Annotated in this window: 10 protein-coding genes; 1 reads left to right on the plus strand and 9 read right to left on the minus strand. The window is 69.9% G+C overall.

What is annotated here, in order from left to right; genetic code table 11:
• Positions 1-62: 62 nt before the first annotated feature.
• The 5 genes from glgB to ACFVXA_RS32670 form a co-directional block, all read right to left on the minus strand.
• Positions 63-2516, minus strand: coding sequence for a 1,4-alpha-glucan branching enzyme (gene glgB, locus ACFVXA_RS32650; RefSeq protein ID WP_390028057.1), 2454 nt, complete (start codon positions 2514-2516; stop codon positions 63-65).
• A 66-nt stretch (positions 2517-2582) separates the two neighbouring features.
• Positions 2583-4124: a maltokinase gene (locus tag ACFVXA_RS32655; RefSeq protein WP_390028058.1), complete on the minus strand. Its 1542-nt coding sequence runs from the start codon at positions 4122-4124 to the stop codon at positions 2583-2585.
• 100 nt (positions 4125-4224) lie between these two features.
• The gene (gene treS / locus ACFVXA_RS32660) at positions 4225-5925 is read right to left on the minus strand and encodes a maltose alpha-D-glucosyltransferase (protein WP_384400892.1); all 1701 of its coding nucleotides are present in this window, start codon (positions 5923-5925) and stop codon (positions 4225-4227) included.
• Complete coding sequence (locus tag ACFVXA_RS32665) at positions 5922-7919, minus strand: alpha-1,4-glucan--maltose-1-phosphate maltosyltransferase (RefSeq protein WP_390028093.1); 1998 nt, start codon at positions 7917-7919, stop codon at positions 5922-5924. Before ACFVXA_RS32665 ends, treS begins: the two co-directional genes overlap by 4 nt.
• A gap of 503 nt (positions 7920-8422) precedes the next feature.
• The gene (locus ACFVXA_RS32670) at positions 8423-9619 is read right to left on the minus strand and encodes a S8 family peptidase (RefSeq protein ID WP_390028060.1); all 1197 of its coding nucleotides are present in this window, start codon (positions 9617-9619) and stop codon (positions 8423-8425) included.
• Between the two features lie 596 nt (positions 9620-10215).
• Between ACFVXA_RS32670 and glgP the strand changes: the two genes are divergently transcribed.
• Positions 10216-12843, plus strand: coding sequence for an alpha-glucan family phosphorylase (gene glgP, locus ACFVXA_RS32675; protein WP_362031093.1), 2628 nt, complete (start codon positions 10216-10218; stop codon positions 12841-12843).
• Between the two features lie 13 nt (positions 12844-12856).
• On the opposite strand, the gene ACFVXA_RS32680 is transcribed toward glgP, so the two are convergent.
• The 4 genes from ACFVXA_RS32680 to ACFVXA_RS32695 all read right to left on the minus strand — a co-directional run bounded on the left by ACFVXA_RS32680 (position 12857) and on the right by ACFVXA_RS32695 (position 18970).
• Positions 12857-13357, minus strand: coding sequence for a DUF1990 domain-containing protein (locus ACFVXA_RS32680; RefSeq protein ID WP_362031091.1), 501 nt, complete (start codon positions 13355-13357; stop codon positions 12857-12859).
• A gap of 71 nt (positions 13358-13428) precedes the next feature.
• Positions 13429-15087, minus strand: a complete 1659-nt coding sequence (locus ACFVXA_RS32685; RefSeq protein ID WP_390028061.1) for a M4 family metallopeptidase — start codon at positions 15085-15087, stop codon at positions 13429-13431.
• A gap of 311 nt (positions 15088-15398) precedes the next feature.
• On the minus strand, positions 15399-17444 hold the full coding sequence (locus tag ACFVXA_RS32690; RefSeq protein WP_390028063.1) for a M4 family metallopeptidase: 2046 nt from the start codon (positions 17442-17444) through the stop codon (positions 15399-15401).
• A 281-nt stretch (positions 17445-17725) separates the two neighbouring features.
• A complete protein-coding gene (locus ACFVXA_RS32695; protein WP_390028064.1) occupies positions 17726-18970 on the minus strand; it encodes a hypothetical protein in 1245 nt (414 codons plus the stop codon).
• Between the last annotated feature and the right edge of the window lie 20 nt (positions 18971-18990).

Genomic DNA, 18990 nt, shown 5'->3' on the forward strand with positions numbered 1-18990 from the left:
GTACCTGGGGCTTCCGCCCCAGACCCCGTTGCGCCGGGGGTCTGGGGGCGGGGGCCGGGGTTTCAGGCGGGGCGGAGCCAGATGGTGGCGAGGGGTGGGAGGGTGAGTTGGATGCTGGTGGGGCGGCCGTGGGAGGGGTGGGGTTCGGGTTTGACGGGGTGGGGGTTGAGGGTGTCGCTGCCGCCGTAGCGGGCGGTGTCGGTGTTGAGGCTTTCGTGCCAGGCGGGGATGTCTTCGGGGACGCCGAGTCGGTAGGCGTGGCGGACGACGGGTGAGAAGTGGCTGACGGCGAGGAGGGGGGTTCCGTCGGCGTCGTGGCGCAGGAAGGCGAAGACGTTGTCCTCGGCGGCGTCGCCGGCGATCCAGGTGAATCCGGCGGGGTCGGTGTCGCGTTGCCAGAGGGCGGGGGTGTGGCGGTAGGCGGTGTTGAGGTCGCGGACGAGGTCGCGGATGCCGCGGTGGTCGGGTTCGGCCGGGTAGGCGGGGTCGAGGAGCCACCAGTCGGGTCCGTGGGCTTCGGACCATTCGGCGCCCTGGGCGAATTCCTGGCCCATGAAGAGGAGTTGTTTGCCGGGGTGGGCCCACATGAAGCCGAGGTAGGCGCGGGTGGTGGCGCGTTGTTGCCACCAGTCGCCGGGCATTTTCGACACGAGTGAGCGTTTGCCGTGCACGACCTCGTCGTGGGAGATGGGCAGGACGTAGTTCTCGCTGTAGGCGTACACCATCGAGAACGTCATCTCGTGATGGTGGTACTTGCGGTGGATGGGGTCGTGGGCCACATAGTCCAGCGAGTCGTGCATCCAGCCCATGTTCCACTTCAGCCCGAAGCCGAGACCGCCGAAGCCGCCGGGGCCGGTGTGGTGGGTGGCCCGGGTGACGCCGTCCCAGGCGGTGGACTCCTCGGCGATCGTCACGACTCCCGGATTGCGTCGGTAGACGGTGGCGTTCATCTCCTGGAGGAAGGCGACCGCGTCGAGGTTCTCCCGGCCGCCGTGTTCGTTCGGGCTCCACTGGCCCGGTTCGCGGGAGTAGTCGAGGTACAGCATCGAGGCGACCGCGTCGACGCGCAGTCCGTCGATGTGGAACTCCTCGCACCAGTACACGGCGTTGGCGACCAGGAAGTTGCGTACCTCACGGCGTCCGTAGTCGAATTCCAGGGTGCCCCAGTCGGGGTGGGCGGCGCGCTGTGGGTCCTCGTGTTCGTAGAGGGGGCGTCCGTCGAACTCGGCCAGCGCCCAGTCGTCGCGGGGGAAGTGCGCCGGCACCCAGTCCATCAGCACGCCGATCCCGGCCCGGTGCAGCGCGTCGACCAGGTACTTGAAGTCGTCGGGGGTGCCCAGCCGTGCTGTCGGCGCGTAGAACCCGGTGACCTGATAGCCCCACGACCCGCCGAAGGGATGCTCGGCCACCGGCATCAGCTCCACATGCGTGAAGCCCAGGTCCGAGACGTACGCGGGGAGCTGATCGGCGAGCTGACGATACGTCAGTCCTGGTCGCCAGGACGGCAGATGAACCTCGTAGACCGAGAACGGAGCCTCGTGCGCGGCTCGCGCCCCTCGCCCGGACATCCACGTCTCGTCCCGCCACTCGTGATGGGACGCGTGCACGATGGACGAGGTGTTGGGCGGGGTCTCGGTGCGCCGGGCCATCGGGTCGGCGCGCAGTGTGTGCGTGCCGTCGGGACGGGTGATGTCGAACTTGTAGAGCTCACCCTCACCGATCGCGGGCACGAACAGCTCCCAGACGCCGGAGGAGCCCAGCGACCGCATGGGAAAGCCGGTGCCGTCCCAGAAGTTGAAAGTGCCGGCGAGACGCACGCCGCGTGCGTTCGGGGCCCACACCGTGAAGCGGGTTCCGGTCACACCCTGGTGCACCATCGGTTCGGCGCCGAGTGCCTTCCACAGCTCCTCGTGCCGCCCCTCGCCCAGCAGATGCAGATCGAACTCGCCCAGGGCGGGCAGGAAGCGGTACGCGTCCTCGGTCTCCTGCTCCGACCCCTCGTACGCCACGGACAGCCGGTACGAGTCCGGGACCGCGCGCAGCGGCAGCAGACCCGAGAAGAAGCCTGCCCCGTCGTCGTGCAGTTCGGCGCGCAGGTCGTCGGTCACGACGGTCACCGCCAGCGCGTACGGGCGGAAGGCGCGGAAGGCCACACCGCCCGGCACCGGATGAGCCCCCAGCACTCCGTGCGGATCGTGATGCGTGCCGTTGAGCAGCCGCTCCCGGTCGGCGGGGTCGACGCCGGCGAAGACGGGAGCACTGCCGGTGACCGGCTCCGACGCCTTCTTCGGCACCTTCGCCGTCTTCGTGGGCTTGGCGGCCTTGGCCACCTTGCTCCCGGCCGCCTTCTTGCCGGCGGCGGCCTTCTTGGCCGTTGTCTTCCCCTCGGCAGCCTTCTTCACCGCCGTCTTCTTCACGGCAGCCGACTTCTTCGCGCCGGTCGCGCCGGTCGCGTTCTTCGCGCCGGTCGCACCGTTCTTCTTCGGACTGTCCTCGGACGGAGGGCGGGGCGTCACGGGCAGGGCCTCCTCGGCAGGGTGAGGTGGGGAAGAGGGGGGCGTCGGGGGGACATCACGGGGACATCAGGGCGAAGCGGCGAGTCGCCGGACCGCCGCCATCGGCACCGGCAGCCAGTCGGGCCGGTGCCGGGCCTCGTACAGGACTTCGTAGACCGCCTTGTCCGTCTCGTAGGCGCGCAGCAGAACCGGATCGGTGCGTGGGTCGACGCCGGTGACCTCGGCGTATCCGGTGCAGTACGCGGCCCGGCAGGCATCGGCCCAGCCGGGCGCCGGGGGACGCTGCGAGCGCGCCGCGTAGTCGAAGGAGCGGAGCATGCCCGCGATGTCCCGCGCCGGGGGCTGGGGCATGCGGCGTTCGGCGAGCGGTTTCGAGGGTTCGCCCTCGAAGTCGATGAGGGACCACTCCCCGGAGGGGGAGCGCAGGCACTGGCCGAGGTGCAGGTCGCCGTGTATGCGCTGCGCGGTCCAGGTGTGGCCCTCGGTGGCCAGATCCGCCAGCGCCGCGAAGGCCGTGCGCAGGCCGGGAGCGTACGGGCGCAGCGCGGGCACGGCCTGCGCCGCCACCTCCAGGCGCTCGGTCATGCCGTCGACGAGCGTCCCCATCTGCGTGTGGCCCAGGGTGACCGTGGGCAGCGCGTGGGCGAGCGCCGTGTGCACCTCGGCGGTGGCACGGCCCAGCGCGCGCACCTCGCCACCGAAGCCGCCGAGGCCGTCGAAGCCACCGGCGCCGTCGAACCGGTCCAGGCCACCGGCGCCGTCGAACCGGTCGGAGCCGCCGGCCCCGTCGAAGCCACCGGCCCCGTCGAAGCGGTCGAAGCCGCCGCAGTCCTCGGGGCCGCCCAGGCCGTCCCGCTTGGCCAGCTCCCGCAGCGCCAGCTCCCAGCCGTCCGCCGCACCCCGCACGAAGGGTTGCAGCACGCCCAGGACGTACGTCTCCTCGCCCAGGTCCGTGACCATCCACCCCGTCGGCGCCGGCACCCGTGCGCAGCCCTCCCGGGCCAGCGTCAGCGGCAGCTCCAGGTCGGGGTTGATCCCGGGCACGATCCGGCGCAGGAGCTTCAGAATGAACGTATCTCCGTAGACGATCGACGAGTTGGACTGCTCCGAGGTGACCAGGCGTGGCACCAGATCGTCACGGATCTCCTGGTGCCGGTCGCGCTCGAAGCGCAGCTCGCCGACGCGGGCCCGGGTGCGCAGGGCTTCCAGGAGGACGTCGGCGGGGCGCGGGTCGTACAGCGCCTCGTAGACCGTGCGGCCGGCCAGCGGCCCCTCCTCCAGATGCCCGATCAGCGCGGGCGCGAGCCGTGGTGGCAGCGCCTCGCGGACGCCGATCAGCAGTTGGTAGCAGTCACCCGGGTGCGTGACGGCACCCTGGGCGGGAGTGAGCGGCTGGTGGGCCCGTACGAGCAGGTGGAGCAGGCCCAACGGTGCGGTGGCCGGCAGTAGTTCAACCGCCGCCACCAGGGAGAAACCGGTGACCGGACGCCCTTTGCCCGCGAACCAGCGCTGCCGGGGCAGCCATTCCCGCAGCAGTGGATCGAGGGACGCGAGCAACTCGGGGCGTGCGATCGGGGCCGTGACAGAGTGGGTTGCGGCTTCCGACATGGCGTCGCGTCCTTTCCCCAGGGACCCGGGAGACCGGGCGAGTCGGGGTGTTACTGATGCGTGCCCAGGGCGGGACGGAGGAAACCGCCCCGCCCGGGTTCTACACGGCGTCCTTGCGGAGCCGGAACCAGTAGAAGCCGTGACCGGCGAGGGTCAGCAAGTACGGCAGGTCGCCGATGGCCGGAAAGCGCACTCCGCCGATGAGTTCCACTGGGTGGCATCCGTTGAAGGTGCGCAGGTCCAGCTCGGTGGGCTGTGCGAAGCGGGAGAAGTTGTGCACGCACAGGACGAGGTCGTCCTTGTATTCGCGCAGGAACGCGATCACGGCCGGGTTGGAGGACTGGAGTTCCGTGTAGGAGCCGAGTCCGAACGCCTTGTTCTGCTTGCGGATCTCGATCATGCGGCGGGTCCAGTGCAGCAGCGATGACGGGGAGGACATCGATGCCTCGACGTTGGTGACCTGGTAGCCGTAGACGGGGTCCATGATCGTGGGCAGGAACAGGCGGCCGGGGTCGCTGGAGGAGAAGCCCGCGTTGCGGTCGGGGGTCCATTGCATGGGGGTGCGGACGGCGTCGCGGTCGCCGAGCCAGATGTTGTCGCCCATGCCGATCTCGTCGCCGTAGTAGAGGATCGGCGAGCCGGGCAGGGAGAGCAGCAGGGCGGTGAACAGTTCGATCTGGTTGCGGTCGTTGTCCAGCAGGGGGGCGAGCCGGCGGCGGATGCCGATGTTGGCGCGCATACGCGGGTCCTTGGCGTATTCCGCGTACATGTAGTCGCGTTCCTCGTCGGTGACCATTTCCAGGGTCAGCTCGTCGTGGTTGCGCAGGAAGATGCCCCATTGGCAGCCGGAGGGGATGGCGGGGGTCTTCGCCAGAATCTCGGACACGGGGTAGCGGGACTCGCGGCGCACGGCCATGAAGATGCGGGGCATGACCGGGAAGTGGAAGGCCATGTGGCACTCGTCGCCGCCGGAGGGGAAGTCGCCGAAGTAGTCGACGACGTCCTCGGGCCACTGGTTCGCCTCCGCCAGCAACACCGTGTCCGGATAGTGCGTGTCGATCTCCTTGCGCACACGTTTGAGGAACTCGTGGGTCGCCGGAAGGTTCTCGCAGTTGGTTCCCTCGACCTGGTAGAGGTACGGCACCGCGTCGAGGCGGAAGCCGTCGATGCCCAGGTCCAGCCAGAACCGCAGCGCGGAGACGATCTCCTCCTGCACGGCCGGGTTCTCGTAGTTGAGGTCCGGCTGGTGGGAGAAGAAGCGGTGCCAGTAGTACTGCTTGCGGACGGGGTCGAAGGTCCAGTTGGAGGCTTCGGTGTCGACGAAGATGATCCGGGCGTCCTGGTACTGCTTGTCGTCGTCGGCCCAGACGTAGTAGTCGCCGTAGGGGCCGTCGGGGTTGGCGCGGGACTCCTGGAACCACGGGTGCTGGTCGCTGGTGTGGTTCATGACGAAGTCGATGATCACGCGCATGCCGCGCTGGTGGGCGGCGTCGACGAACTCGACGAAGTCGGCGAGGTCACCGAATTCGGGCAGGACGGCGGTGTAGTCGGAGACGTCGTACCCGCCGTCCCGGAGCGGGGACTTGAAGAACGGGGGCAGCCACAGGCAGTCGATGCCAAGCCACTGGAGGTAGTCCAGCTTCGCGGTCAGGCCCTTGAGGTCGCCGACACCGTCGCCGTTGCTGTCCTGGAAGGAGCGGACCAGGACCTCGTAGAAGACGGCGCGTTTGAACCACTCGGGGTCGCGGTCCTTGGCGGGTGTGTCCTCGAACGTGTCCGGTACGGGCTCGTTGACGATCATGTGGTGGGTGACCCTCCGATCTGCGGTGAGGACGGTCGCAGGACGGTGAGAATGTGCGCGGGCCTATGCCCTGGCTCGAGACGCACATAGTTGGCCCTGCCCCAGTAGTAGGTCTCGCCGGTGAGCTCGTCGCGCACCGGCACGGACTCGTGCCAGTCCAGGCCGAGTTGCGGCATGTCCAACGAGACCGTGGCCTCCTGGGTGTGGTGAGGGTCGAGGTTCGCCACCACCACAACCGTGTTCGAACCGCGTGCGTCCGTGGCGGACTTCGAGTAGGCGATCACCGCCTCCTTGTCCGTGTGATGGAAATGGAGGTCGCGCAACTGGCGCAACGCGGGGCTGCGCCGCCTGATCGCGTTGAGCGTGCCCAGCAGCGGCGCGATGCTCCGGCCGTCACGCTCCGCGGACGCCCAGTCGCGCGGCCGCAGTTGGTACTTCTCGGAGTTCAGATACTCCTCGCTCCCGACCCGCAGCGGGGCGTTCTCGCAGAGTTCATACCCGCTGTACACCCCCCAGGTCGGCGCGAGGGTCGCGGCGAGCACCGCCCGCAGCTCGAAGGCCGGGCGGCCGCCCTGTTGCAGGAACTCATGGAGGATGTCAGGGGTGTTGACGAAGAAGTTCGGCCGCATGTACGCGGCCGCGTCGCCCGACAGTTCGGTGAGGTACTCGGTCAGCTCGTCCTTGGTGTTGCGCCAGGTGAAGTAGGTGTACGACTGCTGGAAGCCGACCGCCGCGAGCGTGTGCATCATCGCCGGGCGGGTGAAGGCCTCGGCCAGGAAGATCACGTCGGGGTCGGTGCGGTTGATGTCCGCGATCACCCGCTCCCAGAACACCACCGGCTTGGTGTGCGGATTGTCGACGCGGAAGATCCGGACGCCATGGCTCATCCAGTACCGCAGCACGCGCAGCGTCTCCTGGATCAGGCCCGGCATGTCCTTGTCGAAGGCGATCGGGTAGATGTCCTGGTACTTCTTCGGCGGGTTCTCGGCGTACGCGATCGTGCCGTCCGGCCGGTGGTGGAACCACTCGGGGTGCTTCTCCACCCACGGGTGGTCGGGGGAGCACTGGAGCGCGAAGTCCAGGGCGACTTCGAGGCGCAGGTCCGCGGCCCGGCGTACGAACGAATCGAAGTCGTCGATCGTCCCCAGATCCGGGTGGACCGCATCGTGACCGCCCTCCGGGGAGCCGATCGCCCAGGGCACCCCCACATCCCAACGGCTCGCCGACAGGCTGTTGTTGGGGCCCTTGCGGAAGGTGGTGCCGATGGGGTGGATCGGCGGGAGGTAGACGACGTCGAAGCCCATCTCCGCGATCGCGGGCAGGCGTTCGGCGGCCGTACGGAACGTGCCGTGCGGCCGCTCAGGGGTGCCCTCCGAGCGCGGGAAGAACTCGTACCAGGAGCCGTACAGCGCCCGCTCGCGCTCCACAAGGAGTGGCAACGGCCCAGAGGACGACACGAGTTCGCGCAACGGATGGCGGGCGAGGATCGCCCCGACCTCGGGGGTGAGCGCGGCGGCGAGGCGGGCCGCGTCGGGGCGGTCGGGGTCGCGCAGCGCCTCGGCGGCCGTCAGGACCGTCTTCCGGCGGCCCTTGCCCTTCGGCACTCCGGCGGCGGCCCGCTCGTGCAGCCGCGCGCCCTCCTCCAGGACCAGCTCGGTGTCGATGCCCGCCGGGATCTTGATGCCCGCGTGATGCCGCCAGGTGGAGATCGGATCGCTCCACGCCTCCACCGTGTAGGTCCAGCGGCCCTCCTTCCCGGCGGACACGGTGGCGCCCCAGCGGTCGCTGCCGGGGGCCAGTTCGCGCATCGGGGTCCAGGGGCCGGCGCGGCCGTCGGGGTCGTGCAGGACGACGTTCGCCGCGACCGCGTCATGGCCCTCGCGGAAGACGGTGGCCGACACCTCGAAGGCCTCGCCGACCACCGCCTTCGCGGGCCGCCGCCCGTGCGCGACGATCGGGCGGACGTCAAGGACGGGGATGCGACCGATGGTCATGGCGTCCGTGGCGTCCGTGGCGTCCGTGGCATCCGTGGCATCCGTGGTGTTAGTGGTGTCCCGGGTGTTCGCAGTGTCCGGGGTGCTCGTGGTGTCCGTGGGGTTCGTGGTCGCCGTGGTGGCGGCGACGGTGCCGGTGTCCGTACCCGTGGCCGCGCGGGTACGGCTGCTGCTGCCGGTGGCGGCGGAGGGTTTCTCCGGGGTGGGCGAACCGGCTTCGGCCCCGCGTGGGGGTGGTGGTGCGTCGGAGGTGGTCGTCGGGGGTGGCGACGTGTGGTGCGTTGCGGGCATGACCGCTCCTGTCCGCGTCAACGTGGGTGGGCGGATGAGGGTGTGGGGAGGTGGGGCCTGCGGGGTGTACCGGAGGAGCCTTCCCACCCTATGCGGGTGGGCATTCCGGCACTTTGTTAACTACTCACGCGTATGTCTACGCACAAGACCGGCCTCGTCCGATGAGGGCGAGGCCGGTCTCGTATGGCCGGATCACCAGGGTCGTACGCGGGTCAGTCGACGTGCAGGAGTTTGTTCGGCGAACCGAGCCCCGCGCCCGAAATCCTCCCCGACACGGCCTGTTTCACCAGTGCTTTCGCCACCTGGGCCGGGGTCGCCCTGGTGTGGTCGGCCAGATAGAGCGCGGCCGCGCCCGCGACATGCGGGCTCGCCATCGACGTACCGGAATAGGTCGCTTTCCCTGTGTCGCTCGCGTACGAAGCTGACGTGATCGCGACGCCCGGCGCGAACAGGTCGAGCGCGGAACCGGTGTTGGAGAAGCTCGCCCGCGCGTCCGTCCTGTCGCTCGCGCCGACCGTGAGGGCCTGGGTGACCCGGGCCGGGGAGTACAGACCGGCCGGCAGTCCGTCGTTGCCCGCCGCCACCGCGTAGGTGACGCCGGAGGCGATGGAGTTGCGGACGGCGGTGTCCAGTTGGGCGTTCGCGTACCCGCCCAGGCTCAGGTTCGCCACGGCCGGCTTCTTCGCGTGCTTCGTCACCCAGTCGATGCCCGCGATGACCTGCGCGGTGGTGCCGGCGCCGGCGTCGTCGAGGACACGGACGGCGACCACCTCGGCCTTCTTGGCGACGCCGTACCGGGTGCCCACGACGGTTCCGGCGACGTGCGTGCCGTGCCCGTTGCCGTCCTTCGCCGTCCTGTCGTTGTCGACGAAGTCCCAGCCGTAGCTCGCCCGGCCGCCGAAGTCCTTGTGCGTGATGCGGATACCGGTGTCGATGACGTACGCGGTCACGCCGGCACCCGCCGACTCGGGCCAGGTGTAGCCCTTGTCGAGCGGCAGATTCGGCTGGTCGATGCGGTCCAGACCCCAGGAGGGCGGGTTCTTCTCGTAGTGGTCGAGCGCCACCCGGGTGTCCTGGACGACCGAGGCCACGCGGGAGTCCGCCGCGAGCCGCCGGGCCTGTTTCTCGTTGACCTGCACGGCGAAGCCGTTGAGAGCCGTGCCGTAGGTGTGGCTGATTCTCGCCCCGTACTTCTCGGCGATGCTCTTTCCCGCCGATGACGGAGCCCTGGTTCCCCCCTTGAGCGTCACGATGTAACTCCCGTTGACGGAACCGGGATCGCCGGCGCCGAGTATCCGCCCCTCGGGGGCGGCGTGCGCGGGCAGGGTGATGGCCGAAAGCACCGCGGCCGTCGTGACCGCGGTGAGGCCCCCCGCCCAGCGCAGACGCCTCTCTCTCGTCTGTGCCATGACTTGGGTTCCCCTCCTCAACTGGACGTACCAAGGCCGGAGCCGGCCGGGATGCGCCGGTTCGACCGGTGTGCGCCGGATCCGGCCGTACGCCACCCGGCGAGCCTCTCGTGCGGTGCGAAGCCCCACAAGGCCGCCCAGGAGGGCGGAATCGGCCATATCGTCCGTGGTGTATACGTGAAGGTTGCGGCGAATTCCCGCCGAATTCACCCGATCTCTCACGGGTTCTCCGCTGCGGTCGTGTGGCGCTTCGCCGGTTGCCGCCGCGGTCGTGTGGCGTTTCGCCGGTCCCGCCGCAGTCCCACCGCGCCTCGCTGGTTCCCGCCGAAGTCGCGGGGTGTTTCGCCGGTCCCCCCGAAGTCCCACCGCGCCTCGCCGGTTCCCCGCCGCAGTCCCATTCCCCGCCGCAGGTTCTCCGCCGACGTCTCGCAGCCGGCCCGATCAACCCCGCCCGCCCCTCGATGCGCCGTGTTGCGAAGGCACCCTCGCCGCTACCGTCGTGGGTGTCGAAGGGCGCACAAGGGCGTGTGTCTCTTCGGGCCTGTTGTCGAACTGGCCCCGACTGCCGCGTACGTCCTCCGTGAAGGTGGAAGCTCGTGAAGGCGATCCGCAGACTCACCGTACGACCCGTACTCCCCGAGGCCCTTCACCCGCTCAGCGACCTGGCGCGCAACCTCCGCTGGTCCTGGCACGCCGAGACCCGTGACCTCTTCCAGTCCGTCGACCCGGAGCGCTGGGCCGCGTCGGACGGCGACCCCGTACGCCTGCTCGGCAGCGTGTCGCCCGGCCGGCTCGCCGAGCTCACCGAGGACCGCCGCTTCCTGCGTCGGCTCGCCGCGGTCGCCGACGATCTGCGCGACTACGTCACCGGCGACCGCTGGTACCAGTCGCAGTCCCAGTCCTCCGAACTGCCCGCCGCGATCGCCTACTTCTCGCCCGAGTTCGGCATCACGGCCGCGCTGCCGCAGTACTCCGGCGGCCTCGGCATCCTCGCCGGCGACCATCTGAAGGCCGCCAGCGACCTGGGCGTCCCGCTGATCGGCGTCGGTCTGCTCTACCGGCACGGCTATTTCCGTCAGACCTTGTCCCGCGACGGCTGGCAGCAGGAGCACTATCCGGTCCTGGACCCGAACGAGCTGCCCCTGGTCCCGCTGCGCGAGTCCGACGGCAGCGTCGCCCAGGTCTCCCTCGCCCTCCCCGGCGGCCGGGCGCTGCGGGCCCGGATCTGGCTGGCCCAGGTCGGCCGCGTCCCGCTGCTCATGCTCGACTCCGACGTCGAGGAGAACGACCTCGGCGAACGCGGCGTGACCGACCGGCTCTACGGCGGCGGCAGCGAACACCGCCTGTTGCAGGAGATGCTGCTGGGCATCGGAGGGGTGCGCGCGGTGCGGACGTACTGCCGGCTCACCGGCCACCCGGGACCCGAGGTGTTCCACACGAACGAGGGCCACGCGGGCTTCCTCGGCCTGGAGCGCATCGCCGAACTCGCCGACGACGGGCTGGACTTCGAGGCCGCCCTGGAGGCGGTGCGGGCCGGCACGGTCTTCACCACGCACACGCCCGTCCCGGCCGGGATCGACCGCTTCGACCGGGAGCTGGTCGCCCACCACTTCGGTCCGGACGCCGAACTCCCGCGCATCGACGTGGAACGCATCCTGGGCCTGGGCATGGAGACCTACCCGGGCGGCGAGCCAAACCTCTTCAACATGGCGGTGATGGGCCTCAGGCTGGGTCAGCGGGCGAACGGGGTCTCGCTGCTGCACGGCCAGGTGAGCCGGGAGATGTTCTCGGGCCTGTGGCCGGGCTTCGACCCCGAGGAGGTGCCGATCACCTCCGTCACGAACGGCGTGCACGCCCCGACCTGGGTGGCGCCGGAGGTCTTCCGGCTCGGCGCCCGCCAGATCGGCGCCCAGCGCACCGAGGACGCGCTGACGGTCGGCGGCTCGGACCGCTGGGACGCGGTGGCCGACATCGCCGACCAGGAGATCTGGGACCTGCGCCGGGTGCTGCGCGAGCGGCTGGTCCTGGAGGTACGGGAGCGGCTGCACGCCTCCTGGCGCCAGCGCGGCGCCGGTACGGCCGAACTCGGCTGGATCGACGGGGTGTTGGACCCCGACGTCCTGACCATCGGTTTCGCGCGCCGCGTCCCCTCGTACAAGCGCCTGACCCTGATGCTGCGCGACCGTGACCGTCTGATGGACCTCCTCCTGCACGCCGAGCGCCCGGTCCAGATCGTGGTCGCGGGCAAGGCGCACCCGGCGGACGACGGCGGCAAACGGCTGGTCCAGGAGCTGGTCCGGTTCGCGGACGACCCGCGGGTACGCCACCGGATCGTCTTCCTCCCGGACTACGGGATGGCGATGGCACAGAAGCTGTATCCCGGCTGCGACATCTGGCTGAACAATCCGCTGCGACCGCTGGAGGCCTGCGGGACGAGCGGGATGAAGGCGGCGCTCAACGGCTGTCTGAATCTCTCCGTCCTGGACGGCTGGTGGGACGAGTGGTTCCAGCCCGACTTCGGCTGGGCGATCCCGACGGCTGACGGCACGGCGACCGACGACGACCGCCGTGACGACCTGGAGGCGGCGGCCCTCTACGACCTGCTCGAACAGCGGGTGACCCCCCGCTTCTACGAGCGCGGCCAGGGCGGACTGCCCGACCGCTGGATCGAGATGGTCCGCCAGACGCTCACCCACCTCGGCCCGAAGGTCCTGGCGGGCCGGATGGTCCGCGAGTACGTGGAGCGCCTGTACGCCCCGGCGGCGCACGCCCACCGCTCCCTCGCGCCCGAGACGGCCCGCGAACTGGCCTCCTGGAAATCCCGGGTGCGTGCCGCCTGGCCCCGGGTCACCGTCGACCACGTCGAGGCCTCCTCCGCCACCACGACCGCCGAACTCGGGAGCACGCTCTCCCTCCGTGTCCGGGTCGGCCTGGGTGAGGAGCTCGTCCCCGACGACGTGGAGGTCCAGGCGGTCGCCGGGCGGGTGGACTCGGACGACCGGATCGCGGACGCCGTTCTCGTCCCCCTCAAGCCGGCGGGCGGCCCTGACCTGGAGGGGCGCTGGGTGTACGAGGGTCCGCTCTCCCTGGACCGTACGGGCCCCTTCGGCTACACGGTCCGCATCCTCCCCACGCACCGCCTCCTGGCATCGAGCGTGGAGCTGGGCCTGGTGACGGCCCCGTCGGAGGAGGCGGGAGAGGGCGCCGGGGTCTTGATGAGGTGAGGGGTGACCCCCTCTATTCACCGAAGGGGGCACACAGGCGGCGGAGGGCCTTGCCGCACCTCTGGGCGTAGGCGTGCTGGAGGCCTCGGGTGGCGGGGCCGCCCGCGCGGGCGTACCACTTGGCCGGGCGGCTGAAGGCGGTGATGGTCAGCCAGACCGTGCCGTCGCCGGTGCGGGTGACCATGAAGGCCTCCTCGCCCGATTCCGGGTGGCCGGAAAGGGTGCCGTACGCCCAGGCGGTGCGGCGGGGCTCCTCGGCCGTCCAGACCACCCGGCAGGGGGCCTTGATCGGGCCGAGGCCCACCGTGACGTCGACGCCGGGGGCCGCCTTCTTCGCCTCGGAGGTGATCCCGACCCCGATCGCCCGGTGCATCTCCCAGGTCATCAGGGCGTCGGAGGCGCGGCGGAAGACGGCATCGCCCTCGCCGATCCGGGAGCGGACGTGCAGTCGGTGGAAACCCGGCGGGCAGCGGTCCTCGCGGGTCGCGCCCACGTCCTCGTACGTGAAGGGCATGGGGAAAGAGTAGGGCGGTACCCGAAGTCGCCTTCTCTCCGGGTACCGCCCGTCGTTCACCTACGCGCGCACTAGCTCACGTTGACCGCGGACCACGCCGCCGCGACCGCGTTGTACTCGGTGCTGCCGGAGCCGTAGAGCGCGGACGCCGCCGAGAGCGTGCCGGTACGGGCGGCCTTGTAGTTGGTCGTCGACGTGAAGTACGTCGTCAGCGCCTTGTACCAGATCTGCAGCGCCTTGGCGCGGCCGATGCCGGTGACCGTGGAGCCGTTGGACGTCGGGGAGTTGTAGCTGACCCCGTTGATCGTCTTGGCGCCGCTGCCCTCCGAGAGGAGGTAGAAGAAGTGGTTCGCCACGCCCGACGAGTAGTGCACGTCGAGGTTGCCGACGCTGGAGGACCAGGCGTCGGCGGAGCCGCCGTCCTTGCTGGGCTTGTCCATGTAGCGCAGCGGGGTGCCGTCGCCGTTGATGTTGATCTTCTCGCCGATGAGGTAGTCACCCACGTCGGACGAGTTGTTGGCGTAGAACTCGACGCCGGTGCCGAAGATGTCGGAGGTCGCCTCGTTCAGACCGCCGGACTCGCCCGAGTAGTTGAGGCCCGCGGTGTTGGCGGTGACGCCGTGGCTCATCTCGTGGCCTGCCACGTCGAGCGAGGTCAGCGGATGGGTGTTGCCCGAGCCGTCGCCGTACGTCATGCAGAAGCAGCTGTCGTCCCAGAACGCGTTGACGTACGCGTTGCCGTAGTGGACGCGGGAGTAGGCCGCGACGCCGTTGTTCTTGATGCCGCTGCGGCCGAAGGTGTTCTTGTAGAAGTCCCAGGTCTCCTGCGCGCCGTAGGCGGCGTCGACGGCCGCGGTCTGGTCCGTGGTGGAGCTGGACGCCGCGCCGGTGCCCCAGGTGTCGTCGGCGTCGGTGAAGAGGGTGCCCGCCGAGGACGACGTGGTGTGCGACTTGTTGTACGTCTTGTGGCCGCCGCGGGTGCCGTCGGTCAGCTGGTACGTCGAGCCCGACAGGGTGGTGTTGAGGCTGACCGTGCCCGAGTAGAGGCTCTTGCCGGTACCGGTCTCGATGCCCTGGTACTCGTAGAGCTTCTTGCCGGTGGCGGCGTCGGTGATGACGTGCAGCTCGTTCGGGGTGCCGTCGTCCTGGAGGCCGCCGACGACGGTCTCGTAGGCGAGGACCGGCGTGCCGCTGCCCGCCCAGATCACCTTGCGGGGCGCCTTGTCGGCGGTGGTCTTGTCCGAGCCCGCGGTCTTCGCGGCGGTCAGCGCCTGCTTCTCCGCCTTGGCGGCGGCGATCTGCGGCTTGAGCGAGGCCACCTTGATGGTCGCCTTGGTCGCCTTCGTCACGCCCTCGCGCTTGCCGGCCTTCTCGTGGACGACGAGGTCGCCGCCGAGGACCGGAAGTCCGTTGTACGTGCGCTCGTAGCGGGTGTGGACCGTGCCGTCGGCGTCCTTGACGACGTCACGGACGACCAGCTTCTCCTTGGCGCCGAGGCCTATCTCCTGGGCCGTCGCGGCACTGGAGGCCTGGGCCTGCTGGATCAGGGACGTGCGGGCCGCCGCGGACAGCTGAACCGGGGCGCCGGCAAGGGTCGTCCCGCCGGCGGGAGTGGCTTCGGTCTGGGCGGAAGCACCGGTGGTCATACCGGTGGCGAGCAGGGCTCCGGCCGCGACTGCGGTGGCGATGGCCAGAGTGGTGCGCTTGTGACGCGCGTAGAGGGGAGTCACGCAAGCTCCTTATGTGGGGGCGTCCGGACGGCGTGGGGTGGCCGTTCGGACGATGTGAAGTTGCGGTGCGGGTGAGCCGTGCGGTGGAAGAGTGCCATCTGGGGCGCGTACATGTCAGGAGGTCATAAGGACCTTGGCCGAAAATCGACCATTGGGTGAACAGTGGGAGGCGCGCGGACGGACTCGACCCCCCTCAAGGGGAGGTCAAAAAAAGGCCAACCCAAACACCTGACCAGGCAAAGAGGGCGCCGCCCCGGGGAGTTGAACCTCCGGGACGGCGCCCTGTCCTTGTGCCGTGTCCGTCAGACGGTCTACGGGAACGTCAGCTTCCAGCTGTTGATGGTGCCGACGTCCTGCGCCGCCTGGTCCTGGACCTTCAACTTCCAGGTCCCGTTGGCGGCTTCGGAGGACGCGTTGACCGTGTAGGTGTCGGTGACGTTGTCCGCCGAGTCGGAGGAGCTGAAGTTCTTCAGGCGGTACGTCGAGCCGTCCGGAGCCACCAGATCGATGACCAGGTCACCGCGCCAGGTGTGCGTGATGTTCGGCGTGACCTGAAGGTTGCTCGGCGCGTTCCCGGTGCGGCCGCTGACCGTGATCGACGACGTCACCGCCGCTCCGTTGTCCGGAATCGATACCTTGGTCGTCGACTCGTACGACGTGCCGCCGCCGGTACCGCCGCCGGACCGCGCGCCGACCGCGACGGCCGCCCAGGCGTCCTGGACCGCCTTGTACTCGGCGCCCGTGGTGCCGTACAGCTCACCCGCCGCCGCGAGCGTGCCGGTGCGGGCCGCCGCGTAGTTGGTGGTCGAGGTGAACTTCGTGGTGAGCGCCCGGTACCAGATCTGCAGGGCCTTGTCGCGGCCGATGCCGGTGACCGGAAGGCCGTCCGAGGTCGGCGAGTTGTAGCTGACGCCGTTGATGACCTTGGCGCCGCTGCCCTCCGACAGGAGGTAGAAGAAGTGGTTGGCGACACCGGACGAGTAGTGCACGTCCAGGTTGCCCACGCCCGAGTACCAGGAGTCGGCGGAGCCGCCGTCCTTGCTGGGCTTGTCCATGTAGCGCAGCGGGGTGCCGTCGCCGTTGATGTCGATCTTCTCGCCGATGAGGTAGTCACCCACGTCGGACGAGTTGTTGGCGTAGAACTCGACGCCGGTGCCGAAGATGTCGGAGGTCGCCTCGTTCAGACCGCCGGACTCGCCCGAGTAGTTGAGGCCCGCGGTGTTCGACGTGACACCGTGGCTCATCTCGTGGCCCGCGACGTCCAGCGAGGTCAGCGGATCGGCGTTGCCCGACCCGTCGCCGTACGTCATGCAGAAGCAGGTGTCGTCCCAGAACGCGTTGACGTACGCGTTGCCGTAGTGGACGCGCGAGTACGCTCCCACGCCGTTGTTCTTGATGCCGCTGCGGCCGAAGGTGTTCTTGTAGAAGTCCCAGGTCTCGGCGGCGCCGTAGTGCGCGTCGGCGCCGGCGGTCGCGGCGTTCGACGTGGTGCCGTTGCCCCAGGTGTCGTTCGTCTGCGAGAACAGCGTGCCGGTGCCCGACGTCCCGTGGTTCAGGTTGTACGTCTTGTGGGCGCCGCGCGCGCTGTCGTTCAGCGTGAAGTTGGAGCCCGACTGCGTGGTCGTCAGGGTCACCTGGCCGCTGTACTGGGTGTTGCCGATGCCGTTCTTGATGCCCTGCCACTGGAAGAGCTTCTTGCCGGTGGCGGCGTCGGTGATGACGTGCAGCTCGTTCGGGGTGCCGTCGTCCTGGAGGCCGCCGACGACCGTCTCGTAGGCGAGGACCGGCTTGCCGCTCGCCGCCCAGATCACCTTGCGGGGCGCGCGGTCCGCGTCGGTCTGCTTCGACCCGGCGGCCTTGGCGGCGGACAGGGCCTGCTTCTCCGCCTTGGTGGCGGCGACCGCGGGCTTGAGCGTGGCGACCTTGATGGTGGCCTTCGTCGCCTTGTAGACGTGCTCGGTCTTACCCGACTTGGCGGTGTCGACCACCAGGTCGCCGCCGAGGACCGGGAGTCCGGCGTACGTCCGCTCGTAGCGGGTGTGGACCGTGCCGTCGTGGTCCTTGATGACGTCCCGGGCGGCCAGGCTCTCCTTGGCGCCGAGGCCCAGGTCCTTGGCGGTGGTCGCCTTGGCGGCGTTGGCGTCGCGTATCAGCTCGGCGCGCTGCGAGGCGGTGAGCTTCAGGGCGACGGCGCCCGGGTTGACCTTGCCCGCCCGAGGTGCCTTCTGCGGGGCGGCGCTCGCGGCGCCCGACTGGACGGCCGCGGCCAACAGGGCGGAGACGCCGACGAGGGCGACACCGGCGATACGGCGCTTGGTGATGTGGGAGGCGCGTCTGTGGGAGGAACTGCTACTCAACACTGACTCCTTCTGCGTGGCCGCGGGTCGCGCGGCCAGGGGAGACCGGACGATGGGTGACCCGTCCGGGCAGAACAGGCGGTACGCGGAACCAGGTGCATGGGGGTCGTACGGCGCGACACAGCGGTAGCACTGTGAGGTTGCTGTGCGGCAGCCGAGGGAAGAGTGGCAGCAGATTGCGCTGTCTGTCAGGAGCGCATCAAGAACTTGGCCGGAAACAGTTCGTTGTCCGGATGGTCATGTTCGGTAAACGAACCGTCAAACTTCGACCCCTATCGGTCTCAGGCCAGGCCCAGTTCCCGGCGCCAACGCCACGCCAGGGTCAGGCATGCCTGGCCCGCCGGCAGGGTTCCGGCGTCCCCGGCGTAGCCCAGCACGTTGTCCGCGGTGAAGGGAATGCCCCGGTAGCCCTCCGCCGCGCGGGTGCCGACGACGAGGACGCCTTCCTCGTTGCGATCCCCCATCGTGCTGAAGAGCTCGTCGAAGACCGCGGCGTCCCACACGCAGACCAGGCAGATCTCCGGCTTCCAGGTCAGCGGATCGAGCCCGAGCCCGAGGAACCGCACACGGGCGTGGCCCTCGCGCACCGCTCGTCCGAACTCGGCGTAGGGCGCGTCGCGCGCGTAGTCGATGGTCACCCCGCCGCTCCCGGTGGCATCGGAGGCGCCCAGGAACTCCTCGGCGTACTCGCGCATCGTGTTGCGCCACACATCGAGGTCGGACCGCCACACGGGCAGGACATCGGCGTGCGGCTGGAATTCCCCGGCGGGGGCGACATGCGTGGTGTTCATGGCCACGGCGACCTTGGCGGCCTCGCGCCGGTGCATGAAGAAGTACGCCTCGCCGTCCTCGACCCGGACCGTCAGGGCGCTCACCCCCGGGAGCGCGGCTCTCCTGTCCAGCGCGAAGGGACTTCCAAGGCTCCGCCGGAACGGGCCCCGCAGCGGCCTGATCTCGCCCTTCAGCTGCCGCAGCGCCTCTTCGTAGGCGAGCGGCTCGGTGGTGTCGAGGCCGTCGAAGTAGCGGCCGAGCGCGAAGGTGAGGCCGAGCCCGTCCTCGGGCTGTTCCGTCGGCGGGGCGGCGACCTCGAGCAGCCGGTAGGAAGGGCCGTTGAACCAGACCGCCGGCCGGTCGAAGGCCTCGATCGCGGCCGAGTAGCTCTCCGCACCCCGGGCCCCCTGGCCGTGCGGCCAGTACCGGCTCACCTCCGCGCGGCTGCGGTCCAGCCGCTCGTCCGACCGGGGTTCGCGCAGCGTCATGCGCAGGGCGTCCAAGGGGAGCGGGCGGGGCGGGATCCAGCCCGGCCGGGTCAGCAGCGCCAGTTCCGCGTCGGAGCGGTGTTCCGACTGCGCTTCGGCGCACACGGTGCTCAACTCGGCGCGATGGGACTTGAGATGGCTCCGGGTCCGCACGAAAAGGTCGACGCCGCGGTCCCGGCTCGCCAGCCGCTGAGGCGCCCAGGCGAGCGCCGCCGCCACGATCCCCACCAGCAGTCCCACCACGGCGACGGTCATCTCCGGCCCCATGTCTCCCCCTCGTCGATGGG

The sequence above is a fragment of the Streptomyces sp. NPDC058246 genome (genome assembly GCF_042881985.1).
Taxonomy (GTDB): Bacteria; Actinomycetota; Actinomycetes; order Streptomycetales; family Streptomycetaceae; genus Streptomyces.